Source organism: Oscillibacter sp. (assembly GCF_028693505.1).
In the GTDB taxonomy this organism is placed as follows: Bacteria; Bacillota; Clostridia; order Oscillospirales; family Oscillospiraceae; genus Oscillibacter.
Window position 1 is genome coordinate 22,598 of sequence record NZ_JAQUVF010000002.1, and the last position, 23,642, is coordinate 46,239.

The following is a 23,642-nucleotide window of genomic DNA, read 5'->3' on the forward strand; positions in this document are numbered from 1 at the left end:
ATTTTTGCAAGTTGATTGCGTTGGCGCTCAGAGTCCAAGCGCGCTGCCCTGTTCCACGTCATGTTGCTTAAGAGAGGCGTGGATGGCGTTCAGGACGCGCTTTTTGTCGCCGCTCCATGCGGGGGAGAGCAGGTCCCGCTTGGCTCCGTCACCGGTGAGCCGGTGGACCACCATCTCCCGCGGGATATTTTGAAGGCACGCCTCCAGCGCCGCGATGTAGGCCTCCTGTGTCATGGTCTCAAATCGTCCCGCGCTCCAATCCAGCGCCAGATCGGTGCCCCGCAGAACATGGAGCAGGTGAAACTTGATGCCGTCCGCGCCGGAGCGCCCGATGAACCGGGCGGTCTCCGCCATCATCTCCCGGCTCTCCCCGGGCAGTCCCAGAATCTGATGGACCACCACGGTGATGCCCGCCGCCTTGAGATCGCGCACCGCGGTTTCATAGACCGGCAGTTCGTAGCCCCGGCGGAGATACGCCGCGGTTTTCGGGTGGATGGTCTGCAAGCCCAGCTCCACCCAAACGGGCTTGACGCGGTTCAATTCCGCCAGCAGGGCAAGGACCTCCGGCGGAAGGCAGTCCGGACGGGTGGCAATGGACAGCGCCACGATCTCCGGCGGGGCCATGGCGGCGGTATACATTGTCCGCAGAAGGTCCACGGGCGCATAGGTATTGGTGAAGGACTGAAAGTAGGCGATATAGCGGGGAGACGGCCCGGCCTTTGCGGCCACCCGCGCCATGGCGGCGGTCAGCTGGGCGGGGAGATCGCCCTGCGCGGCAAAAGCGCCGGAGCCGTCGCAAAAGACGCATCCCCGGGTATCCAGCGTTCCGTCCCGGTTGGGGCAGGAGCAGCCTGAGGAGAGCGATAGCTTATAGACCTTGCCGCCGTATTCCTTTTTTAAAAACGTACTCAGGCTGTTCCAGTACATGCCGTCTCCTTTTTTTCTTGAAACCCCTTTTGCAAAACGGGATTCTGCGTTATAATGCTCCCATCGTCAAGTTTTATAACAGGAGGTTTTTCCTATGATTACCATGGCACAGCGGATCGAAGCGCTCCGCACGGAAAAGGGGGTGAGCCGCCCCGCGCTCTCCGCCGCTCTCGGCTTTCCCAAAAGCGCGGCGGAAAAATTTGAAACCGGACGGCAGACGCCCTCGCAGGACCAGCAGCAAAAGCTGGCGTCCTATTTCGGCGTTTCGCTTTTCTACCTGCGGGGAGAGAGCGACGACCGGACCCAGATGGAAAACTGGCTCAACTCGTCCTTTTCGGACGATGTGCCCGCCGCCCCGGCGACCAAGCGCCAGCCCACAGGCCCCAGAACGGTGGCGCAGTCCTCCGGCGCGGGGAAAGAGGACGGCCCGCTGCTGGGCGCGTTTTTGAAAAGCAGCGCCTTTGGGGCCATGGTCCGCGCCACCGTTTTGGGGGTGCTGCGCTCTCCCGAGGGTGAGGAGCTGCTTTCTAAGGCCGTCCGCCGGGAATTGGAGCGCCGCTGAATCCATGCGCAACAGGAGACCTTCGGGTCTCCTCTTTTTATTCTACCGCTTTTTGAATAAAAACGCCAGTCAATCCTTTTCTGGAGAAAGTGCGGAGAAATTGTCGGGGAGTTTCTGTGTAAAATCCCTATGGACATTTTGCGGCATATTTGTCAGAATGATTCTTTGCGCGCACGAAGCGCGTGATGTTTTTTTGAGAAGTGGCAAATACTACTTCCAATACTATATCTTGTACACTATAATAAAAAACAATCAATATCTATGCGCGGCTTGGCCGAGAGAATCATACAGGGGGAGTTTACATGAAAGTAATCAAACGGAACGGGACGGAAGTCCTGTTCGACATTGAAAAGATCATCGCGGCCATCATCAAGGCCAATGAGAGCGTTGGGGCGGAGGCGCGCATGACCCTTACGCAGATCCGCCGCATCGCGGAATCCGTGGACCTGAGCTGCCTGAAGATGAACCGCTCCGCGTCGGTGGAGGAGATTCAGGACTTGGTGGAATACCAGATCATGGCCCACGGCGCTTACGAGGTGGCCAAAAACTATGTGACCTACCGCTATACCCGCTCTCTGGTCCGCCGCAGCAACACCACGGATGAAAAAATTCTCAGTCTCATCGAGTGCTGCAACGAGGAGGCCAAGCAGGAAAACTCCAACAAAAATCCGGTGGTCAACTCCACCCAGCGGGACTATATGGCAGGCGAGGTCTCCCGGGACCTGAGCGAGCGGCTGCTGCTGCCGCCGGATGTGGTGGAGGCCCATCGGGAGGGAATCCTCCACTTCCACGATTCCGATTACTACGCCCAGCACATGCACAACTGCGATCTGGTGAATCTGGAGGACATGCTGCAAAACGGCACGGTCATCACCGGAACGCTGATCGAGCGGCCCCACAGCTTTTCCACCGCCTGCAACATCGCCACGCAGATCATCGCGCAGGTGGCGTCCAACCAGTACGGCGGACAGTCCATCTCCCTTGCCCATCTGGCCCCCTTCGTGGATATCAGCCGGAAAAAGATCCGCAAGATCGTAGAGCAGGAGATGGCGGTCATCGGCGTGGAAGCGGGGGAGGACAAGCTCTCCGAGCTGGTGGAATCCCGCTTGCGGGACGAGGTGCGCCGGGGCGTGCAAACCATCCAGTATCAGGTTTTGACACTGCTCACCACCAACGGGCAGGCGCCCTTTGTCACCGTGTTCATGTATCTGGGCGAGGCGAAGGACGAGCAGGAGCGCAGGGATTTGGCCCTCATCATTGAAGAGACGCTGGACCAGCGCTATCAGGGCGTGAAAAACGAGGACGGCGTGTGGATCACGCCCGCGTTCCCCAAGCTCATCTACGTGCTGGAGGAGAACAACATCCACGAGGATGCCCCCTACTGGTATCTCACGAAGCTGGCCGCCAAATGCACCGCCCGGCGGATGGTGCCGGACTACATCTCCGAAAAGAAGATGCTGGAGCTGAAGGTGGATAAAAACGGGGAGGGCCACTGCTATCCCTGCATGGGCTGCCGCAGCTTCCTCACGCCCTACGTGGACCCGGAGACCAACCGGCCCCAATATTACGGGCGCTTCAATCAGGGCGTCGTGACCATCAATCTGCCGGACGTGGCGCTTACCTCCGGCGGCAATACGGAAAAGTTCTGGCAGATCTTTGACGAGCGGCTGGAGCTTTGCCACAAGGCGCTGCTGTGCCGCCACAACCGCCTCAAGGGCACGCTTTCCGACGTGGCCCCCATTTTGTGGCAGTACGGCGCGTGCGCCCGGCTGAAAAAAGGGGAGACCATCGACAAGCTCCTCTTCGGCGGCTATTCCACCATTTCGCTGGGCTATGCGGGGCTTTACGAGTGCGTGAAGTACATGACGGGAAAAAGCCACACGGACTCCACCGCCACGCCCTTCGCGCTGGAGATCATGGAGCATATGAACGCCGCCTGCCGCACATGGAAGGCACAGTACAACATCGACTTCTCTCTCTACGGCACGCCGCTGGAATCCACCACCTACAAGTTTGCAAAGTGCCTGCAGCGCCGCTTCGGCGTGATCGAGGGCATCACCGACAAGGGATATATCACCAACAGCTACCACGTCCACGTGACGGAGCCCATCAACGCCTTTGAAAAGCTGGAATTCGAGGCCCAGTTCCAGCATCTCTCTCCCGGCGGTGCCATCAGCTATGTGGAGGTGCCGGACATGCAGAACAATCTGGAGGCGGTGCTCTCGGTCATGAAGTTCATCTATGACCACATCATCTACGCCGAGCTGAACACCAAGAGCGACTATTGTCAGGTATGCGGCTGGGACGGGGAGATCCAGATCACGGAGGAGAGCGGAAAGCTGGTCTGGAAATGCCCCAAATGCGGCAATACGGATCAGGACAAGATGAATGTGGCCCGGCGGACCTGCGGCTATATCGGCACGCAGTTCTGGAATCAGGGCCGCACGCAGGAAATCCGGGACCGGGTCATGCACCTGTAAGGAGCGAACATGTACTACGGCGAGATCAAAAACTGCGACATTGCCAACGGCGAGGGCGTCCGGGTGACGCTGTTCGTCTCCGGCTGCACCAATCACTGCAAGGACTGCTTTCAGCCCCAGACGTGGGCCTTTGACTATGGCCAGCCCTTTACGAAGGAGACGGAGGAGTACGTGCTCTCCCTGCTTTCGCCAAGCTATATCAACGGTTTGACGCTGCTGGGCGGCGAGCCGTTTGAGCCGGAAAACCAGCGCGCGCTGCTGCCGTTTTTGCGACGGGTGCGCGCGGCGTATCCGGAAAAGACCATCTGGGGCTTTTCCGGCTTTACCTACGAGGAGCTGACCACCCCCGGCGAACGCCCAAACTGTGAGGTGACGGAGGCGCTGCTCTCCCTTTTGGACGTGCTGGTGGACGGGCGGTTCGTGGAGGAGCAAAAGGACCCCTCGCTCCGCTTTCGGGGCAGCGCCAACCAGCGGCTCATTGACCTCAATGCCAGCCGGAAGGCGGGAAGGCTCTGCTTTTTGCCGGACCGGAAGCGGACTTGAGGATTTGAACGGAACACGGACACCGCTCTTTATGCGGTGTCCGTGTTTGATTTTGGAATGGCGTTTCTGGCGCGGGCGTGTTATACTAAAAAACGAATCAAAAGCATACGGGGAAGGAACGAGGAAATGGAGTATCAGAAGAAAATTACGGAGATGGCCGCGGGAGACGCGGTAGAGGGCTTTTACATTTTGAGAAGCGCGGTCTTGCGGACCGGCGCCAATGGAAAAACGTTTTTAAACGCCACGCTGTGCGATAAGGACGGCGAGATCGAGGCGAAGGCGTGGGACTATTCCGGCCCCATCTCCTCCAATGAGGAGGGGAAGATCGTGAAGGTGCGGGGCACCGTGTCGGAGTACCGGGGCAGCCTCCAGATGGTGATGGAGCGCCTTAGGACGGCGGAGGAGAGCGACGCGGTGGACCGCTCGGCGCTGGTGCCCACAGCGCCCATCGACGCGGAGGCTTCCTACCGGGAGGTGGAGGCCTTGGTGGACTCCATGACGGACGGGGACTATCAGGCGGTGTGCCGCTTGCTGCTAGAGCGGCATGCCCGGGCGCTGCAAACCATTCCCGCCGCCAAAAGCGTCCACCACAGCTTTGTGGGCGGGCTGCTGATGCACACGCGGAACATGCTGCGTCTGGCGGATTTTCTGGCCGGGCAGTATGGGGACACGGTGGATCGCAGCCTCTTGCTTGCGGGGACGCTGCTCCACGATTTCGCCAAGGAGCAGGAGTTTACCCGCTCAGAGCTGGGGCTGGTGACGGAGTATTCCCTCAAGGGACAGCTCTTGGGCCATCTGGTCATGGGCGCACAGGAGGTGGCCCGGGCGGCGGAGGAGACGGGGATGCCGGAGGAAAAGTCCGTGCTGCTCCAGCACATGATCCTCTCCCACCACGGCGAGCCGGATTTCGGCGCGGCGGTGCGTCCGGCCTGCGCGGAAAGCGAGCTGCTCTCCTGCATTGACACCATCGACAGCCGCATGGAGATCTACCGCGAGTCCCTCGCGGAGGTCCCGGCAGGGGCGTTCAGCCCCCGCATTTTTGCACTGGAAAAGAAAATCTATCACCACACCTGAGAAAACGGGCGCCGCGTCTGGGCAGCGCCACAGAGAACGGGGCGGCAAAGCCGCCATGGGGAGCGTGCTTATGGAACAGGAGATGCAAGCGCGGCTGCTGGCCTTTTTAAACGAAAGCCCCAGCTGCTATCATGCGGTGGAGAATCTGCGCCGGGAGCTGCTGGCGGCGGGCTATCAGGAGCTGCTGGAGTTCCAGCCGTGGGAAATCCGGCCGGGCGGGCGCTATTTTCTCGTCCGGGGAGATTCCACGCTGGCGGCCTTCCGGATTCCCGAGACAAGCGCCCGGGGCTTTTTGATCGCGGCGGGCCACAGCGATTGCCCCACCTTCAAGGTGCGGGAGGAGGCGGAGGTCCCCTCCGCCGGGGGCACGCTGCGAATGAGCGTGGAGCCTTACGGCGGAGCCATCTATCGCTCGTGGCTGGACCGGCCCCTCTCAGTGGCGGGCCGGGTCGCCGTGCGGGAGGGCGGGGGAGTGCGCACCCGGCTGATCAACGTGGACCGGGATTTGCTGGTGATCCCCAGTGTCGCCATCCATATGGACCGGAAGGTGAATGAGGGCACGCTGCTCAGCCCCGCCACGGACCTGCTGCCCCTGCTGGGCTGCGGGGAAAAGGGGGCGTTTCGCCGCCTGATTGCCGCCCAGGCAGGCGTTTCGGAAGAGGACCTGCTCTCCACGGAGCTATTCTTGTATCCCCGGACCCCGGCGACCTTGACAGGCCTTGACGAGGAGTTCATTCTCTCACCCAGACTTGACGATCTGCAATGCGTGTTCGGCTGCTTTCAGGGGTTTCTCGCGGCCCACACAGGGGAGAGCGTGCCGGTATTTTGCGTGTTCAACAACGAAGAGGTGGGCAGCGGCACCCGGCAGGGGGCGGACTCCACCTTTCTTGCCGACGTGCTCAGTCGCATCAGCCATGGGCTGGGCCGCACGGAGGAGGAACACCTTTCGGCGGTGGCGGAGAGCTTTTTCATCTCGGCGGACAATGCCCACGCCATCCATCCCGCCCACCCGGAATACGCGGATGGGCAGGAGTTCCCGGTGCTGGGCGGCGGCATTGTTGTAAAATACAATGCCAACCAGCGCTACACCACCGACGCCGTCTCCGCCGCCGTGTTTCAGGAGATTTGCCGCGGCGCGGGCGCGGCGGTGCAGCGGTACAGCAACCGGGCGGACCTTCCCGGCGGGTCCACGTTGGGCAATCTCTCCACCGCGCACCTGTCGGTGCCCACGGTGGATATCGGCCTTGCGCAGCTGGCCATGCACAGCTGCTGCGAGCTGGCGTCCGTCCGGGACACGGAGACCTTGGCGAAGGCCATGACGCGCTATTTTGAAACCAGTCTCCGCCGCCTGCCGGGCGACGGCATCGAACTGCGGTAAGGAGGGACGCATATGCGGCTTTTATTTAAACAACGCTTTTTTTCGTGGCTGGACAGCTACGACATCTATGACGAGATGGGCAACACCGTCTACACCGTGGAGGGAAAGCTCGCGTGGGGCCATTGTCTCCACGTCCTCGACGGGAGTGGGAATCACGTGGGCACCGTGAAAGAGCGGGTGCTGACGTTTCTTCCGAAATTCGAGATGTACATGGGCGAGGAATATGTGGGCTGCATCCGGAAGGAATTCACCTTTTTCACGCCCCGGTTCGACATCGACTGCAACGGCTGGCGGATCGACGGCGACTTTATGGAGTGGGACTACGCCGTAAGGGAGTCCTGCGGGGCACTGGTGGCCACCGTTTCCAAGCAGCTATTGAACTGGACGGACACCTACGCCATCGACGTTCAAAACCCGGCGGATGCGCTGGGCGTTTTGATGCTGGTGCTGGCCATCGACGCGGAGAAGTGCTCCCGAAGCAACTGAAAAAACCCGGTACGGCGTAGCCGTACCGGGTTTTTTTGATAGGGAACGTTCCAGACCTTTGCAGGCGGGTCAGGGGTCTTTCGGATTTTCCGTCGCCAGCTCCTCTTTTGCCTGCTGGAGGATCTTCCGCTCCGCCTTGGTGGTGAGTTGGCTCTCGTCGAAACGGGCGAAGAGGTCCGGCCGACGGCGCATGGTGCGCTTGTAGCTCTCCTTTTTCCGCCACGCCGCTACCTTGCCGTGGTCCCCGGAGAGCAGAATCTCCGGCACGCTTCGCTCGTGCCACACGGCGGGGCGGGAATATTGGGGATACTCCAAAAGACCGTTCCAGTGGGACTCCTCTTCAAAGCACTCCGCGTCCGGCAGGACGCCGGGCACCATGCGGCACACCGCGTCCGCCACCGCCATGGCGGGAATCTCGCCGCCGGTGAGGACGAAGTCGCCCATAGAAAGCTCCTCGTCCACGCATTCGTCCAAAAACCGCTGGTCCACGCCCTCGTAGTGCCCGCAGATGAGGATCAGGTGGTCGTAGCGCTCCTTAAGCTCCTTGGCAATCTCCTGATTGAAGGTCCGGCCGCAGGGCGACATGAAAATGGTGCGCCCGGGGCCGTAGGTCTCCACCACGTGAGCCCAGCAGCGGTAGAGGGGGTCCGCCTGCATCACCGCGCCCCGCCCGCCGCCGTAAGGGTAGTCGTCCACCTGCATTTGCCGGTTGGTGGTATACTGACGAATCTGGTGGGTGCGGATGGCGATATAGCCCCGCTCCTGCGCGCGGCCCAGAATGCTGACGTTTACCATGGCGTCCACAGAGTTGGGGAAGAGGGTGCAGATATCAATGTTCATCGGTGGCCATGCCCTCCCACACGTGGACCTCCATGCGGTTTGCGTCCAGATCCACGGATTTGATAAAAGCGTCCTTCACGGCGGGGATCAGGTATTCCCGCGCACCCTTGACGGTATAGACCTTGTGGGCGGGATAGTTTTCCACCAAAACCAGCTCGCCCAGCGCCTCGCCGGTCTCCTCATTGAAAACCTCCATGCCCAGCAGCTCGTCGTCAAAGCACTCGCCCTCCGGCAAACAGGCGTCGGCGCGCCGAATATAAAGGTCCTTGTCCCGAAGGGACAGCGCCGCGTCCATGTCGTCCACGCCGGGGAACTTCATTAAAACAAGGCTTTTGTGGATGTGGCAGGCGGTGGGCGTGATGGGGGTGGCGCCGTTTAACAAAAAGGTTTTGAACTGGGTCAAAAAGGCCGGATCGGCGTCCCGGGGCTGGACCCGGACCTCGCCGTGAATGCCGTGGGCGTTGACGATACGGCCAACGAGAATGGTTTCCAGTTTCATGGAAAACGCTCCTTTGTATTGATAAGAGTCCGCTGCGGGCAGCGCCCTTTGCGCGGCGGACAGGATAGAGACAGTATAGCCCGTTTTTCGGAAAAGGGCAAGGGGCGGCAAATAAAAGGGGAGGAGCCGGAAAGGCCCCTCCCACGTTTTTACGCCGGGAGGAGCTTGTCCTCCGGACGTGTTCAGTCTACAATATCGACGGAAACCTTATTGCCGGTGCGCTGAGCGTAGGACCGGACCACCGTCCGGATCTCCTTTGCGATACGGCCCTGACGGCCAATGACCTTGCCCATGTCGTCCGGGGCGACACGCAGCTCCAACGTCAGCTCCTGCTCACCCTGGATCTCAGTTACGGTAACAGCGTCAGGATCATCCACAAGGTTTCTGGCGATGTAGAGCAGCAAGTCTTTCATGCTGGCCTCCGAATCAGAGGACTTCGACTTTTTTCAGCAGAGCCCGGACAGTGTCGGTGGGCTGAGCACCGGACTTGATCCAGGCCTGAGCGCGCTCCGTATCGATCTTGATGTCGGCGGGAGCGACGCAGGGATTGTACGTGCCGATCTCCTCGATGAAGCGGCCGTCACGGGGGAAGCGGGAGTCTGCCACAACAACGCGATAGAAGGGAGCCTTCTTAGCGCCCATACGGCGCAGTCTGATCTTAACCATGATAATACCTCCGAATGTTTTTATAAAAAATATGATATCTATAAATGCGAAGCACTTATATACAAAAGGAATTTATTTGGACCGCTTTTTACGGCCCAAGCCGTGGGTCATGCCCCGGCCCATGCCGGACATCCGGCCCTTGGAAAACTGGCGTGTGAGCTGCTGCATCATGTCGAACTGCTTTAAAAGGCGGTTTACATCCATGACCTCCAGCCCGCAGCCTGCGGCGATGCGCCGCTTGCGGCTGGCGCCCAGAATCTGCGGGGTTTCCCGCTCCTGGGGCGTCATGGAGAGGATGATGGCCTCGGTGTGGGCCATGACCTTCTCGTCCAGCGTCGCGCCCTGAAGCTGCTTGCCGATGCCGCCGGGCATCATGCCCGCCAGCTGGCTCAAATCGCCCATGCCGCGAATCTGCTGGAGCTGCTCGTAATAATCCTGCAAGGTGAAGCAATTTTTCTTCAGCTTCTCCTCCAGCTTGGCCGCCTGCTTTTCATCGTAAGTGGCCTGCGCCTTTTCGATGAAGGAGAGCATGTCGCCCATGCCCAGAATGCGGGAGGCCATCCGGTCGGGGTGGAAGGGTTCGATCATATCCAGCTTTTCGCCGGTACCCACAAATTTGATGGGCTTTCCCGTGGAGGCCCGGATGGAAAGGGCCGCGCCGCCCCGGGCGTCGCCGTCCAGCTTGGTGAGGATCACGCCGTCGATGCCCAGCGCCTCGTCGAAGGCGGAGGCGGCATTCACCGCGTCCTGACCGGTCATGGCGTCCACCACCAGCAAAATTTCGTTGGGACGGACCGCGGCCTTCATGCGCTTGAGCTCGTCCATCAGCCCTTCGTCCACGTGGAGCCGTCCGGCGGTGTCCAGAAACACCATGTCGCTGCCGTGATCTCTTGCGTGACGGATGGCGTTTTCCGCGATTTCCACGGGGTTGCCCTGTCCCTGTTCAAAGACCGGCAGCTCCAGCTGACCGCCCACGACCTTCAATTGCTCGATGGCGGCGGGACGGTAAACGTCACAGGCTGCCAGCAGGGGACGCTTGGAATACTGGCGGCGCATCAGCCCCGCCAGTTTGGCGGTGGTGGTGGTTTTGCCGGCGCCCTGCAACCCCACCATCATCACAACGGTGGGACCGTTGTTGGCCATGGAGAGCTTCGCGTTGGCACCGCCCATCAGATTCGTCAGCTCTTCGTTGACGATCTTGACGACCTGCTGCGCGGGGGTCAGGCTGTCCAGCACGTCGGCGCCGACGGAGCGCTCCGTGACGGTGGATACAAAGTCCTTGACGACCTTATACCCAACGTCCGCCTCCAGCAGGGCAAGACGGACCTCCCGCATGGCCTCCCGGACGTCGTTTTCCGTCAGGCGGCCTTTGCCCCGCAGACGCTTGAACGTTTCATTCAGTTTTTCGCTCAGTCCTTCAAATGCCATGGTTCATTCCTTTAAAATGGAGATTTCTTTGGCAATCAGATCCGTCAGCTCCGTGACCCGGGGGTCCTCATACCTGCGAAAATTGATGGTCTTTACCTCGGCGGCGGCAGCTTCAATGGCGTCCATATGGGGACGCTGGGCCTCAAAGCGCTTGATAATCCCCGTTTTGTCCTCCACCTCCTGCATGGCGGTTTCCGCCCGCACGATGACGTCCCGCACACCCTGGCGGGAGATGCCCGCGTTTTCCGCGATTTCCGCAAGGGAGAGGTCCTCATTGTAGTAGAGGTCGAAGAATTCCTTTTGCCGTTCGGTCAGGAGTTCCCCATAAAAATCGAAAAGCATGGTCATACGGTAAGTCTGATTTTTCAAGAGATCGCCCCTTTCTGTAAAGCTATAAGCCTTTACAACATGAACTAGTTTACAGGAATTCTTTTGAAAAGTCAAGGGAAAAAAGCAAAGAAACCTGCCGGGAAAATAAAAAAGTTCCGGGAACTTTGAAAACTTGGAAAACGTGCGAAAAACAGGGGGAATCGTGCCGGATTTCAAGGGCAGACTTGCGGCGGCAGGAAAAAAACGGTATACTGGTCCCAATTTACCGCCTTTAAAAAAGGAGTTTGGGAGGAAATCAGATGTTTGCAGCTTATTTTATGGAGACGCTGGGCCGGGAGAGCCTGATCGCCGCCGACGACACCTGGGCGCTGCTGACGCTTTTGATGGGGTCTGTGGCCTTTGCCATTTTTCTGGAGCAGAAGTACGCGTGGGCTTCTAAAATTTCCGGGGCCATCATCGCGCTGCTCATCGCGCTCTTGGCGTCCAACCTCAGCCTGATCCCCACCAGCTGTCCGCTGTATGACGACGTGGTGTGGGGGTATGCGGTGCCCATGGGGATTCCGCTGCTGCTGTTGCAGTGCAATATGAAGAAGATCTGGCGGGAGACGGGGCGGATGATGGTCATTTTCCTCATCGGCGCGGCAGGCACGGTGGCGGGGGCGTTTCTTGCCTACGGGCTGCTGAGAGCCTACATCCCGGGACTTGCGGCGGTGGCGGCCATGATGACCGGGTCCTACATTGGCGGCGGCGTCAACTTTGCCGCGCTGGCGGACCAATTTCACGCCGGGGAGATCGCAGGCTCCGCCACGGTGGCGGATAATCTTTTGATGGCGCTGTACTTTTTCGCGCTGCTGTTTGCGGCGGGGATGAAATTTTTCCGCAAGCACTACACCCATCCCCACATCGACGCCGTGGCGAAAAGCGGGGATCTCTCCGGCGCGCGGACGCAGGCGGCGGCCTACTGGAGCCGCAAGGACATCTCCCTCAAGGATATCGCCATGAATTTTGCCTACGCCGCAGCAGTGGTGTTTGCGGCAAAGCTCATCGCCCATCTGGTGGGCGGCTGGATTCCCGATACCGGCGTGGGGATGCATATGCTGCATACCTTCCTCGGCAGTGAATATGTATGGATCACCACGGTAGCCATGGCCTGCGCCACGTGGGGAGAAAAGCAGGTCGAAAAGCTTGCCGGGTCCCAGGAGATCGGCACGTACCTTATTTATCTCTTCCTCTTCGTCATCGGCGTGCCCGCCTCCGTGGCCAAAATCCTGACGGAGACGCCGCTGCTGCTGGTGTTCACCGGGATCATGGTGGTGGTGAACATGCTGTTTTGCTTTGTGGGCGGCAAGCTGCTGCACTTCGATCTGGAGGATATCATTCTGGCCTCCAACGCCAATATCGGCGGCCCCACCACCGCCGCAGGCATGGCCATCTCTCAGGGCTGGAGCGCTCTGGTGGGTCCGGTGATGCTCATCGGCACCTTCGGCTATGTCATCGGCACGTACCTCGGGATTCTGGTAGGCGGCGCATTGGGGGCGTAAAGGAGCAATTTTCATGGTGTTTGACGGACATTCCGACCTTTTATATGATGTGACCCGCCGCCGTCTTGCGGGGGAGGACCACGTGCTGGAGCGCCGCCACCGCCAGCGGTTAGAAGCGGGGGGCGTGGAGGGGCTGGTGCTGGCCATCTGGACGTCCTCCACCAAGGAGACCTTCTGGAAGGATGTGCCCGGCGCGGAGACGGAGCGCGCAAGGCGAGAACTGCTGCTCGCCGCCGCGGCGGCGGAGTTTCGGGAGTGCCCGTGGTTGCAGGTGGTGCGCACCGCAGCGGAAGCGGAACAGGCGAAGGCGGCAGGGAAGCTGTACGCTTTTTTGGGCGTGGAGGGCATGGCCGCCATCGGCGCGGACCTTGACGCCATCGACCGCTATGTAAGTCTTGGGGTGCGCCTTGGGATGCTGACGTGGAACGAGGAAAACCTTCTGGCCACCGGCGCAAAGGGCGATGCCCAAAAGGGGCTGACTGCCCTTGGCAGGGAGGCGGTTTTCAGAATGTGGGACCGGGGGATACTGGTGGACGTCTCCCATTTGAATGACGGCGGCTTTGGGGACGTTTGCCGCCTTGCCCGGGGACCGGTCATCGCGTCCCATTCCAACTGCCGCGCACTGTGCGACGTTCCCCGCAACCTGACGGACGACCAGCTCCGCGCCATCCGGGATACCGGGGGCGTGGTGGGGCTGAACGTGTACCACGGCTTCGTCCACAAAGACCCCGCGCTGCGTACGGCCCGGACGCTGGCCCTCCACGCCGTCCACATGGCGGAGGTCATGGGGGTGGAGCACGTGGCCTGCGGCTTTGACTTTTGCGAGTTCTTCGGCCCCGGCAACGAGGGCGCGGAGGGGCTGGAGGATTGCTCCCAGATCAAAAACCTCTTTTACTGGCTGGAGCAATTTGGCATGACGGCTCGGGAGCGGTCCCTGATCGCCCGGGAAAATTTCCTGCGGGTCCTCGCGTAAAAATAAAGCCCGGGACCGCTTGCGCAGCGGTCCCGGGCTTTGCTTTATACCTTTTGGGAATCAAAACACACTCCCGGCGCGGTCGTTTTCACCGCGCCGGGAGTGTGTTCTTTCAAAAGGGGATTGCCAGCGCTTTGCTTACAGAATGATGCAGATCAGCCCGCCGCTTCCTTCGTTGATGATGCGGGTCAGGGTCTCCTGCAATTTTTTCCGCGCGTCCTCCGGCATCCGCTTGAGTTTGGTTTGCAAATCCTCGTTCACCAGCTCGTGGAAGCTGCGGCCGAAGATGTTGGACTGCCAGATTTTGCTGGTGTCGCCCTCAAACTCCTGCAAGAGATAGTTCACCATGTCCTCAGACTGCTTTTCGTTGCCCACGATGGGGGAGACGGCGGTTTCGATGTCCGCCCGGATCATGTGGATGCTGGGGGCGCTGGCCCGCAGCCGGACGCCATAGCGCCCGCCCTGCTTCATGATCTCCGGCTCCTCCAGCTTCAGCTCGTCGATGCCCGGCACCACGATGCCGTAGCCCGTCTCCCGCACATCTTTCAGCGCGCCGGATACCTTGTCGTACTCGCTCTTGACCGTTGCGAGGCGGGTCAGCAGACTCATCAGATCCCCGTCGTCGGCAACTGCGAAGCCGGACTGCTCAGAGAGTGTGTGGTAGAACAGCTCCCGGGGCAGCACCAGTGTGGCGGCGGCCACGCCCGTGCCAAGATCGATGGAGGTGATCTTCGCCTCGCTGATATTTTCGCACGCGCCCAGAGAGGCAATGACGCCGTCCACCTCCCGAATGTGGCGCAGCGAATCCGTGCCCTGACGCACCGCTTCGTACAGCCCCGCCTTGATGGGGTGATCCGTGGGCAGGGCATCCACCCACGGCGGCAGGAACAAATCCAGCTCCTGCATGGGGAATTCGTAGAGAACGGCCTTGAGAATGCCGGTCACGGCGGCTTCGTCCATCTCAAGGCAGTTCACCGGCACACAGTTCACCTCGTACCGGGAGGCGATGTCCTTGGCGATGGCTCCGGCCCGGTCGCTTTTCGGCTCCGAGGAGTTCAGCAGGACGATGAAGGGCTTCCCCAGCTCCTGCAATTCCCGGATGACCCGCTCCTCCGCCTCCAGATAGTCCTCCCGGGGGATTTCGGAGATGGTGCCGTCTGTGGTGATGACCACGCCGATGGTGGAGTGCTCGGCAATGACCTTCCGGGTGCCGATCTCCGCCGCCTCCGTCATGGGGATCTCGTGGTCGAACCAGGGGGTGGTGACCATTCGGGGTGTGTCGTTTTCGTACTGGCCGATGGCGCCGCGCACCATGTAGCCCACGCAGTCGATGAGCCGCACGGAGAAGGCGGCCCCGCCCTCCAGCTGGATCTGCGCCGCTTCCTCCGGAACGAACTTCGGCTCCGCCGTCATGATCGTCCGGCCGGACCCGCTCTGGGGCAGTTCGTCCCGGGCCCGCTCCTTCCGGTAGACGTTATCGATGTTGGGAATGACCTGCGTTTCCATGAACCGCTTGATGAAGGTGGATTTACCGGTCCGCACCGGCCCCACCACGCCAATGTAGATATCTCCCGCGGTACGGGTGGCGATATTCTGATAGATCGTGGTATTCATAAGCATCCCGTCCTTTTTCTGCTCCATAGTCATGTTCCACTCTATGTCCGTCCGGACCAAAGTATGACAGCCCGTCTTTCTTTGTAAAAACCACACAAAAACGCGCCGCTTTTTTGACGGCTCTTGGTCTCATTTTTGTATTTACATTTCCGGTTTAGCATGCTAAACTACTAATGAACTAAACGGGTGAGCACGAGAACTCAATGGAGGATGAAATGATGAAAACAATGAAGAAGCTGGCCGCCGCGCTGCTGGCCTTGACCATGGCGATGTCTCTGGCCGCCTGCGGCGGGGCCAAGGAAGAGGTTAAGACGCAGAGCGATCTTGCCTACGTGCAGGATAAGGGCACGCTGGTGGTGGGCATCACCGAGTTTGAGCCTATGGACTATCAGGATGCATCCGGCAGCTGGATCGGCTTTGACGCCGATATGGCCAAGGCTTTCGCAAAGAGCCTGGGCGTGGATGTGGAATTCCAGATCATTGACTGGGACAATAAGGTTCTGGAGCTGGACGGCAAGACCATCGACGTGGTGTGGAACGGCATGACCCTCACCGACGAGGTCACAAGCGCCATGGCGTGCTCCAACGCATACTGCAACAACGCGCAGGTGGTGATCGTTCCCTCCGCCAAGGCCGACCAGTATCAGGACGTGGAGAGCGTGAAGGCGCTGGCCTTCGCCGTGGAGACCGGCTCCGCCGGCAAGGAGCAGGTGGACGCGCTGGGCGCTTCTTATACCGAGGTTGCCGATCAGGCCACGGCACTGCTGGAGGTCAGCTCCGGCACCGCCGACGCCGCCGTCATCGATTCCCTGATGGCCGCCGCCATGGTGGGCGAGGGCACCAGCTACGCAAACCTCACCTATACCGTGGGCCTCAACAGCGAGGAATACGGCGTGGGCTTCCGCAAGGGTTCCGATCTGGCGGAGAAGCTGAACGAGTTTTTCAAGGCCAGCTATGCCGACGGCACCATGGCAAAGACTGCCGAGACTTACAGCGTGCAGGCCGCGCTTATTAAGCAGTAAGACCGCGCAGGCGGACTGAGCGAAAGCAGAGGGTGAAGACCCTCTGCTTTCGGTCGGTTGATTAAAAAAGATAGGTGGAATCACGGGCATGTTTATAACCGTTCTCGGCGCCCTGAACGAGGGCTTTTTGCAGACGCTGCGTCTGTTTGCCGTGACCTTGATCGGCGCGATCCCGCTGGGACTGATGATCTCGTTTGGCTCCATGAGCCGTTTTTCGCCCCTGCGTTACCTGACAAAGCTTGTGGTGTGGGTGATTCGCGGCACGCCGCTCATGCTGCAGCTCATCATCATTTATTACATACCCGGCCGCATCATGGGCGCAAGCCCCTGGGGCAGCGGGGAGGGGGGGCGCTTTCTGGCCTCCGCCATCGCGTTTATCATCAACTACGCCTGCTATTTCTCCGAAATCTATCGGGGCGGGATTCAGGGCGTGCCGGTGGGCCAGCAGGAGGCCGGGCAGGTGCTGGGCATGACCAAGCGGCAGATCTTCTTCAAGATCACGCTGTTGCAGATGGTCAAGCGCATCGTGCCGCCTATGTCCAACGAGATCATCACGCTGGTGAAGGATACCTCCATCGCCCGCATCATCTCCTTGCAGGAGGTCATCTGGGCAGGCTACGCGTTTTTGAAAGGCTCTCACGGCTATTCGGGCCTGATCTGGCCCCTGTTTTTTACCGGCGTTTACTATTTGCTCTTCAACGGCGTTTTGACCCTCTTTTTCGGCTGGTTGGAACGCAAACTGGACTTTTTCCGATAAAGGAGGCGCGGATATGTCAATTTTAGAAGCAGCGCACATCGAAAAGCATTTCGGCGCCACCCGGGTTCTCAACGACATCAGCTTTTCTCTGGAACAGGGACAGGCGCTGTCCATCATCGGGTCCTCCGGCAGCGGCAAGACCACCTTGCTCCGGTGCCTGAATTTTCTGGAAAAGCCGGACGGCGGGTCCATTTCCGTGAATGGAAACGTGATTTTTGACGCCGCGGACCCCGCTACCCAGCTGGAAAAGGAGATTCGCAAAAAGCGGCTCCACTTCGGCTTGGTGTTTCAAAACTTCAATCTCTTCCCCCAGTATACCGCGCTGCAAAACGTGACGCTGGCCCGGGAGCTGATGGCGAAGGAAAGCGGCGGCGAGAGCCGGGAGTCCATCCTTGCGGCGGGCCGGGAGCTGCTCTCCCAGATGGGTCTTGCAGACCGGGCGGAGCACTATCCCCACCAGCTCTCCGGCGGGCAGCAGCAGCGGGTGGCCATCGCCCGGGCGCTGGCCATGCACCCGGACATCCTCTGCTTTGACGAACCCACCTCCGCGCTGGACCCGGAGCTGACCGGGGAGGTGCTGCGGGTCATCCGGCATCTGGCGGAGCAGAAAACCACCATGATCATCGTCACCCACGAGATGGCCTTTGCCCGGGACGTGGCGGATCAGGTCATCTTCATGGACGGCGGCGTCATCGTGGAGCAGGGGGACCCCCATCAGGTCATCGACCACCCGAAAGAGGAGCGGACGCGGCAGTTCCTCTCCCACTACGCGGAAAACTGAAAAAGCCGGCGGTCCGGAGATGTGCCGCTTTGCGGCAGAATCCGGCCCCCACTTTTCTTTGTCCCGGCAAAGAAAAGTCGCCGCCGGAGCGGTGGAAAAGAAACCGTTTTTTTATCCTCGCCGCTGCGGCGAGGGGATGCGGAGTCGAGCGAATCGGCATGTAGTGAAAGAGAACACCTCTACCGGGTGCGCTAAACATGATGCAAATTCGTTGCCTTGTCGCCGCAGCTGCGGAAACTGGGCAGAAATTCGGGGTGGAAAATCGAATGGACTCCGCGTCTATCCCCGCTGCCGCTGGCCGGGTTTGAACCAGTCAGCGGCAGCGGCGCAGGAGTAGAGACGATGCAATTTTCCACCCCGAACTTTCACACATGAGCAGCTTCGTGTCTACTGGATGCACCAAAGGTTTGCAGAAGATGAAGCCCCCAAAAGCGCCTTTTTCTTACACCGTGCACGGCGCGTTCTACCCGCAAGGGGTATGCCACATCCGTAAGGCGGCGAAGCCGTCAACGGCTGTGCAATCTTTCGGCAAGACGAAAAAGAATGGGGGGTGCATTCCCCACGGCAAAGCCGGGTTCCCACACCAATGGTGCGATGCAACTACTCCATCTTTTCCCCCTTAGAGAAATTCAATATAGGGCATCGCGCAAAAGGAAGGCATCACTGTCAGCACGACAGTGATGCCTTAAAAACATCCTTATTGGAAGGGGGCGAAATTGTCCGCTGTTTTTGTGTTGTTATGCCCGCTTCCGAGGGATCAGCAGCAGCTTTTCCCGGGGGATCTCCGCCTCGCCCTCCAGCTGGTTGGCGGAGAGGATGGAGGCGATGGTAGTGTGATAGGCTTTGGCAAGGTCCCACGGCGTCTCCTGCTTTCCGAGGCTGCGCAGCACCAGAGAGGGGGCCCCGGCGTCGTTTCTGGGGGTCTCCTGATCCAGCCGCGCCGCGCAAATGCACACTTTCTTCGCCCGGGAGGCCGCTTCCACCTGGAAATCCACGGGGAAGCGCACTTCGATGCCCCGCTCGCCAAGACTTGCCTGCACTTCCTCCGGGCACGTGGCCCACGCCGTCACGCGGCAGCCCTCCGGCAGCTCCATCTGGCACTTGACGTCCATGCAGCGCTCCGCCACCAGCGGCACGCCGCCTTCGTCCAGATACAGCGCCCGCACCGTGGCCCCGGTGCGCAGCGTGACGCTGTCGCCCTCCCGGTTTACCTGTACGCTGCTGCACACCACGCCCACCGTCAAAATGGATTCCGCCACGACCCCGATCTCCAGTACCTCCCGCACCGTCTGACGCCGGGTGGAGGCGTCGTGGAAGCCGGTGAGCTCCACCGGCGCGGCATCGTAGGCGAGATCGTAGGCGGTGGAGTAGAGGTCGCCCAAAAGCGTCAGCTCCCGCTCCTGACGCAGCAGGGCCGTCACGTGGAAGTACAGCGTCACGGCGATCTGTCGCCCTTCGGCGTCGTCGCCGTCCAGCTGGAGGTCCGTTCCCGTCAAATGCAGGCGCACGGAGGCGACCGCGTTTTCCGGCGCGCCCTCCACCTCCATGATCTGGGAAAACGGCAGCTCGGCGGAGCTGGAGCAGCACACGCCCTGCCGGGTGCGGTAGAGCACGTTGACGGTGAAGATTCCCTTTAAAATCAGCTTGCTGCCCACCAGCTTGGTCTCCGTCACCGTGCCGCAGACCCGGCTGCTCAGTAGTTCCGCCGCGCCCTCGCGGCCGGGGGAGAGATTCATTTCCTCGGAGAAGGTAAAGTCCTTTTCCGCAATGTGGGTCAGGAGGACGGCGTGCTGCTGCTCCTGCCGCTTTTCCACGCACAGGGAAGGCTCCGCCTCCACATCGGTGCAGAAATTCAAAGCCGCCCGCTGATAGCCCGTCACGGCGGTCACCAGCTTGCAGTGGGTAAAGACCTTGCGCGGATTCAGCATCCGGGTCTCTAAGAATTCTGTCTGCGTCTCCGCGGATAAGTACTGACATCCCGGCAGGGCGCGGCTGTCGCTTTCAACGGTGAAGGGGATGGAAAAATCCAGCGTACGGATGCCGCTCTCGCCGTCCGGCGTATACAGCACGCTCACCCGCACGGTCCCCGAAATCTCCGCCTTGCCGTCCCGCAGCTCCCGGCTGTGCAGAAATACCTTTCCGTCCGTTTCGATGATCCGCGCGATATCGGGACAATAGTCCGGCACGATCGTCTCCGCCGTTTCCTCCTGTGTAAGCGTCAGTTCACCGCCTGTCTCATAGGTCTCCAGGCTTGTTTTTTTTAAATCCAGTTCCATCACGTGGCCCTTCCTTTCCCGGCTGTTTCGTCCTTGGCACACTGTATGCCGGGTGGGACGGCGTTATGACGGAAAAGCGACGCTCATTCGCATTTGATGTGGAACAACCGGCGCAGTATGCCGCGCAGCGCTTTCGGGGACTTCCATACAACGATATTCATACCAAAACTCCTTTCTTCTACCGCCTGCAGCAGGCGCAGCCGCACGCAATCAGTAAAAACGCCACCAGAAACAGCAAAGCTCCCACAGGAAAGATTGCCGCGATCAAAATTCCGGAACCCAGCGCCACCGCGCAGAATCCCAGAATCCAGCAGCCTCCTCCGCCATGAAACATGCGTCCAACGCCCCCTTTCCTATGCCACAGTATATACACCACAGGCTGTCCAAGGTGCAAAAAAAGCGCCGGTCATCCGGCGCTTTCTGTTTTTCAAGAAAGTGCTTGCAGCACTTTCTTGATGGGGTATCACTCCGCTCTGCGCCTCGGTTGCCCGCCTTTGGAGGGCAATTCGACGCACGCTCCGCGCAAAGTATTTTCTCCCACGCACCTGTCGCGGGAGAAAATGATTCCAATTGATTTCACTGCCTCGGCAGTGAAAAAACACGAAGTTTTTCAACAGTCTCAAAGCGCCGGTCATCCGGCGCTTTTTTCTTCCAATTCCAATAAAAACCGCTTGCGCTCCACGCCGCCGGCGTATCCCGTCAGCGTACCGTTCGCGCCCAGGACTCGGTGGCAGGGGATGAGGATGGAGATGGGGTTGCGGCCCACCGCGCCGCCCACCGATCGGGGGCAGGCGGGAACGCCGTCTTTTTGCAAAGATTCCGCCAGCGCGCCGTAAGTTACGGTCTGCCCGCAGGGGATGTCCAAAAGACGCTGCCAAACCGCCTTTTGGAAGGGCGTTCCGCCGGGGGAGAGGGGCGGCAGGGACGGCAGAGGCCGCTTTGCGAAATAGGCGGTAAGCCATGCTTCCGTCTGCAAAAATACCGGCAGATCCGGCGCGCTGGGTGCATCCGGGGGAAGCGTGGCGGCAAAATGGGTCTGCCCCTCCAGCCAAAGACCAGTGAGGGCGTCCCCGTCCCCCGCAAGATACAGCCGTCCCAGCGGGGAGGGGATAATTGTTTGCACCGTCATGGCGGCACCTCTCTTTCTTTTTCTCAGTATAGCAGGCGGCGGCGGGACTTGCAAGCGGCGGCAAGTCGTGATACGATAGGATGAAAAAAAGAACGGAAAGGGGAGAGACCCCCCATGCTGCTTGCCATTGATGTGGGCAATTCCAATACCTCTGTGGGCCTGTTCGACAAGGAGAAAAATCTCCAGTTTCTGGCCTTTCTGGATACGGACAGCCGCAAGACCGCGGATCAGATCAGCATTGATCTTATGAACCTGTTCGCCCTGTACCACTATCGCTATACCGACGTGACCGGCGCGATTTTGTGCAGCGTGGTGCCGCCGCTGAACTTTATGATGGAAAAGGCCCTGACCCGCCTTCTGGGAAAGCCCCCCATGGTGGTTGGCCCCGGCGTGCGGACGGGGCTGAACATCCGCCTTTCCGTCCAGACCCAGGTGGGAGCCGACATCGTGGCGGACGCGGTGTCCGCGCTGGAAAAATTCCAGCCGCCCATCATCACCATCGACATGGGCACCGCCACCACCGTGGGCATCATTTCTGAGGGGCGCAATTACGAGGGCGGGATGCTGCTGCCCGGCGTCAACGTCTCGCTGGAGGCCCTCTCCCGCCGGGCCGCCCAGCTGCCCGCCATCTCCCTCCAGCACCCCAAGACCCTCATCGGCAAGAACACGGAGGACTGTATGCGCTCCGGCATCGTCTACGGCACCGCCGGGATGCTGGACGGCATCATTGACCGTATCCGGGCGGAGTTTCCCGGCAAGAACGTCACCGTGGTGGCCACCGGCGGCAACGCGCCGGTGATCGTGCGCTACTGCCGCAACGAGATCGTCTACGACAAATATCTATTGATGAACGGCCTGTGGGCCATCTATCAAAAGAATATCTGATGCGTGCCGCTCCGGCGGCAAACGCTGTGAGACGCCTTTGGTACAAAACGCGGCGCGGGAAAATTCCCGCGCCGTGTTTTTTGTTGATGTAAATTTTATTTCGCCAGAACCTTTTTCAGCTTGGCAAACCGGGGCAGGGAATCCACCTTGGGCAGCTGCGGCTCTCCCTGGATCAGGGGCAGGGCGTAGTCGATGAAGGCTTTTTCCACGCCGTCGTGGGTGGCGTTGATCCACTCCAGCGGCACCTTTTTCTCGGCGTTGGCAACGTCCGTCAGGTCCAAAAGCTTTGTGCGGCAGACGTATTTGCCGTCCTCATAGCTGCGCGCAAAGCCCACCATCTTGTCCGTGATCCCGGCGACGGCGTTCTCCACGGCGGCCTTGCCCGCCATGCAGCTTTCCTCAATATCAGTCTCGGAGGCCAGATGCGCGCCGCAGCGCTGGAGCAGGGAAAGCTCGATGCCCCGGACCTTCGCGCCGGTTTTCTGCTTCACGGCGTCTGCCAGCATGGCGGCAAGGCCCCCCAGCTGGGCGTGGCCGAAGCCATCGGTAGCGGAGGCCTTGGCCTCGGAGACGAAGGTGCCGTCGGGGTAGTGGATGCCCTCAGACACGGCCACCATGCAGTTGCCCTTTTCCCGGTAGATGCGCTCCACATCCGCAAGGAAGCGGTCCATGTCGAAGTCCACCTCCGGCAGATACACAAGGTCGGGTCCCGCGCCGTAAGCCGTGGCAAGGGCGGCGGCGCCCGCCAGCCAGCCGGCGTGGCGGCCCATGATCTCCATCACGCAGACCATGCCGGTGTCGTAGACCCGGGCGTCCTGATAGACCTCCATGCAGGAGGTGGCGATGTACTTGGCGGCGGAGGCGTAGCCGGGGCAGTGGTCCGTGCCGAACAGGTCGTTGTCGATGGTCTTGGGCACGCCCATCACGCGGCACTCGTAGCCCGCCTTTTGCATGAATTTGGAAATTTTGTTGCAGGTGTCCATGGAGTCGTTGCCGCCGTTATAGAAGAAATACCGCACATTGTACTTTTTGAAAATCTGCAAGATCCGCTGGTAGTCGGTGTCGTCCACGTCCGGGTCCTTCATCTTATAGCGGCAGGAGCCCAGAGCGGAGGAGGGGGTGTATTTCAGCAGCTCCAGTTCGGCGGGGTCCTCCTGCCCCATATCGAACAGCCGGTCGTTCAAAACGCCCTTGATCCCGTGCTCCGCGCCGAGAACCCGGGTGATGTTGGGGTTTTTCAGCGCGGTGTCAATCACGCCGTACGCGCTGGCGTTGATGACGGATGTGGGGCCGCCGGACTGGCCGATGATGCATGCGCCTTTCAGTTCACTCATGGGAAATCCTCCTCAAGCTTTTTCTTCCTCATTCACAGGGAAGCGGCCTGTCGGTTCTGCCAATTACTGCCGCAGCCCTTGTCGTTCAGGACCATCATAACATTGGAAAAATGAATT

General features: G+C 60.2%; 24 protein-coding genes. 13 read left to right on the forward strand and 11 right to left on the reverse strand.

Annotated elements, in window-relative coordinates; all coding sequences use genetic code 11:
* Window positions 1-27: 27 nt before the first annotated feature.
* Window positions 28-927: a TIGR01212 family radical SAM protein gene (locus PHI30_RS00960; RefSeq protein WP_300022654.1), complete on the reverse strand. Its 900-nt coding sequence runs from the start codon at window positions 925-927 to the stop codon at window positions 28-30.
* A 94-nt stretch (window positions 928-1,021) separates the two neighbouring features.
* Here PHI30_RS00960 and PHI30_RS00965 point away from each other — a divergent pair, with 94 nt between their 5' ends.
* From PHI30_RS00965 to PHI30_RS00990, 6 genes are all read left to right on the forward strand, one after another.
* The gene (locus PHI30_RS00965) at window positions 1,022-1,489 is read left to right on the forward strand and encodes a helix-turn-helix transcriptional regulator (RefSeq protein WP_300022657.1); all 468 of its coding nucleotides are present in this window, start codon (window positions 1,022-1,024) and stop codon (window positions 1,487-1,489) included.
* Between the two features lie 302 nt (window positions 1,490-1,791).
* Complete coding sequence (gene nrdD, locus PHI30_RS00970) at window positions 1,792-3,969, forward strand: anaerobic ribonucleoside-triphosphate reductase (protein WP_300022660.1); 2,178 nt, start codon at window positions 1,792-1,794, stop codon at window positions 3,967-3,969.
* 9 nt (window positions 3,970-3,978) lie between these two features.
* Entirely contained in the window at window positions 3,979-4,512 is a 534-nt protein-coding gene (gene nrdG / locus PHI30_RS00975) for an anaerobic ribonucleoside-triphosphate reductase activating protein (protein WP_300022663.1), read from the forward strand.
* 126 nt (window positions 4,513-4,638) lie between these two features.
* A complete protein-coding gene (locus tag PHI30_RS00980; protein ID WP_300022666.1) occupies window positions 4,639-5,586 on the forward strand; it encodes an HD domain-containing protein in 948 nt (315 codons plus the stop codon).
* A 70-nt stretch (window positions 5,587-5,656) separates the two neighbouring features.
* Window positions 5,657-6,964 (forward strand): M18 family aminopeptidase, encoded by a 1,308-nt coding sequence (locus PHI30_RS00985; protein WP_300022669.1) that lies wholly within the window; start codon window positions 5,657-5,659, stop codon window positions 6,962-6,964.
* Window positions 6,965-6,976: 12 nt separating this feature from the next.
* Complete coding sequence (locus PHI30_RS00990; protein WP_300022671.1) at window positions 6,977-7,450, forward strand: LURP-one-related family protein; 474 nt, start codon at window positions 6,977-6,979, stop codon at window positions 7,448-7,450.
* Between the two features lie 69 nt (window positions 7,451-7,519).
* Here the strand turns inward: PHI30_RS00990 and trmD are convergent, their stop codons facing one another.
* The 6 genes from trmD to ylxM form a co-directional block, all read right to left on the reverse strand.
* On the reverse strand, window positions 7,520-8,290 hold the full coding sequence (trmD, locus tag PHI30_RS00995; RefSeq protein WP_300022673.1) for a tRNA (guanosine(37)-N1)-methyltransferase TrmD: 771 nt from the start codon (window positions 8,288-8,290) through the stop codon (window positions 7,520-7,522).
* A complete protein-coding gene (rimM, locus tag PHI30_RS01000) occupies window positions 8,280-8,789 on the reverse strand; it encodes a ribosome maturation factor RimM (protein ID WP_300022676.1) in 510 nt (169 codons plus the stop codon). Before rimM ends, trmD begins: the two co-directional genes overlap by 11 nt.
* Before the next feature lie 182 nt (window positions 8,790-8,971).
* Window positions 8,972-9,202 carry a KH domain-containing protein gene (locus PHI30_RS01005; protein ID WP_300022678.1) on the reverse strand — a complete coding sequence of 77 codons (231 nt, stop codon included), beginning with the start codon at window positions 9,200-9,202 and terminating at the stop codon, window positions 8,972-8,974.
* Between the two features lie 13 nt (window positions 9,203-9,215).
* Entirely contained in the window at window positions 9,216-9,458 is a 243-nt protein-coding gene (gene rpsP / locus PHI30_RS01010; protein WP_300022908.1) for a 30S ribosomal protein S16, read from the reverse strand.
* Window positions 9,459-9,527: 69 nt separating this feature from the next.
* Window positions 9,528-10,883: a signal recognition particle protein gene (ffh, locus tag PHI30_RS01015; RefSeq protein WP_300022680.1), complete on the reverse strand. Its 1,356-nt coding sequence runs from the start codon at window positions 10,881-10,883 to the stop codon at window positions 9,528-9,530.
* Between the two features lie 3 nt (window positions 10,884-10,886).
* Window positions 10,887-11,252: a YlxM family DNA-binding protein gene (ylxM, locus tag PHI30_RS01020; RefSeq protein WP_300022683.1), complete on the reverse strand. Its 366-nt coding sequence runs from the start codon at window positions 11,250-11,252 to the stop codon at window positions 10,887-10,889.
* A gap of 260 nt (window positions 11,253-11,512) precedes the next feature.
* On the opposite strand from ylxM, the gene PHI30_RS01025 reads away from it, so the two are divergent.
* Together PHI30_RS01025 and PHI30_RS01030 are read left to right on the forward strand one after the other, a co-directional pair.
* Complete coding sequence (locus PHI30_RS01025) at window positions 11,513-12,754, forward strand: DUF819 family protein (protein WP_300022685.1); 1,242 nt, start codon at window positions 11,513-11,515, stop codon at window positions 12,752-12,754.
* A gap of 13 nt (window positions 12,755-12,767) precedes the next feature.
* Window positions 12,768-13,727, forward strand: a complete 960-nt coding sequence (locus tag PHI30_RS01030) for a membrane dipeptidase (protein ID WP_300022688.1) — start codon at window positions 12,768-12,770, stop codon at window positions 13,725-13,727.
* Between the two features lie 138 nt (window positions 13,728-13,865).
* Here the strand turns inward: PHI30_RS01030 and spoIVA are convergent, their stop codons facing one another.
* On the reverse strand, window positions 13,866-15,341 hold the full coding sequence (gene spoIVA, locus PHI30_RS01035; protein ID WP_300022691.1) for a stage IV sporulation protein A: 1,476 nt from the start codon (window positions 15,339-15,341) through the stop codon (window positions 13,866-13,868).
* Between the two features lie 218 nt (window positions 15,342-15,559).
* On the opposite strand from spoIVA, the gene PHI30_RS01040 reads away from it, so the two are divergent.
* From PHI30_RS01040 to PHI30_RS01050, 3 genes are all read left to right on the forward strand, one after another.
* Window positions 15,560-16,363 carry a transporter substrate-binding domain-containing protein gene (locus PHI30_RS01040; RefSeq protein ID WP_367186314.1) on the forward strand — a complete coding sequence of 268 codons (804 nt, stop codon included), beginning with the start codon at window positions 15,560-15,562 and terminating at the stop codon, window positions 16,361-16,363.
* A gap of 88 nt (window positions 16,364-16,451) precedes the next feature.
* Entirely contained in the window at window positions 16,452-17,120 is a 669-nt protein-coding gene (locus tag PHI30_RS01045) for an amino acid ABC transporter permease (protein ID WP_300022695.1), read from the forward strand.
* Window positions 17,121-17,133: 13 nt separating this feature from the next.
* Window positions 17,134-17,901 carry an amino acid ABC transporter ATP-binding protein gene (locus PHI30_RS01050; RefSeq protein ID WP_300022696.1) on the forward strand — a complete coding sequence of 256 codons (768 nt, stop codon included), beginning with the start codon at window positions 17,134-17,136 and terminating at the stop codon, window positions 17,899-17,901.
* 737 nt (window positions 17,902-18,638) lie between these two features.
* Here PHI30_RS01050 and PHI30_RS01055 read toward each other — a convergent pair.
* Window positions 18,639-20,177, reverse strand: a complete 1,539-nt coding sequence (locus PHI30_RS01055; RefSeq protein ID WP_300022697.1) for a DUF3794 domain-containing protein — start codon at window positions 20,175-20,177, stop codon at window positions 18,639-18,641.
* A 65-nt stretch (window positions 20,178-20,242) separates the two neighbouring features.
* On the opposite strand from PHI30_RS01055, the gene PHI30_RS01060 reads away from it, so the two are divergent.
* Entirely contained in the window at window positions 20,243-20,506 is a 264-nt protein-coding gene (locus PHI30_RS01060) for a hypothetical protein (RefSeq protein WP_300022698.1), read from the forward strand.
* A 302-nt stretch (window positions 20,507-20,808) separates the two neighbouring features.
* Here PHI30_RS01060 and PHI30_RS01065 read toward each other — a convergent pair whose 3' ends face one another.
* Window positions 20,809-21,306 carry a methylated-DNA--[protein]-cysteine S-methyltransferase gene (locus PHI30_RS01065; protein WP_300022700.1) on the reverse strand — a complete coding sequence of 166 codons (498 nt, stop codon included), beginning with the start codon at window positions 21,304-21,306 and terminating at the stop codon, window positions 20,809-20,811.
* A 114-nt stretch (window positions 21,307-21,420) separates the two neighbouring features.
* On the opposite strand from PHI30_RS01065, the gene PHI30_RS01070 reads away from it, so the two are divergent.
* On the forward strand, window positions 21,421-22,191 hold the full coding sequence (locus PHI30_RS01070) for a type III pantothenate kinase (RefSeq protein WP_300022702.1): 771 nt from the start codon (window positions 21,421-21,423) through the stop codon (window positions 22,189-22,191).
* Between the two features lie 95 nt (window positions 22,192-22,286).
* Here the strand turns inward: PHI30_RS01070 and PHI30_RS01075 are convergent, their stop codons facing one another.
* A complete protein-coding gene (locus tag PHI30_RS01075) occupies window positions 22,287-23,525 on the reverse strand; it encodes a 6-phosphofructokinase (protein ID WP_300022705.1) in 1,239 nt (412 codons plus the stop codon).
* Window positions 23,526-23,642: the final 117 nt, after the last annotated feature.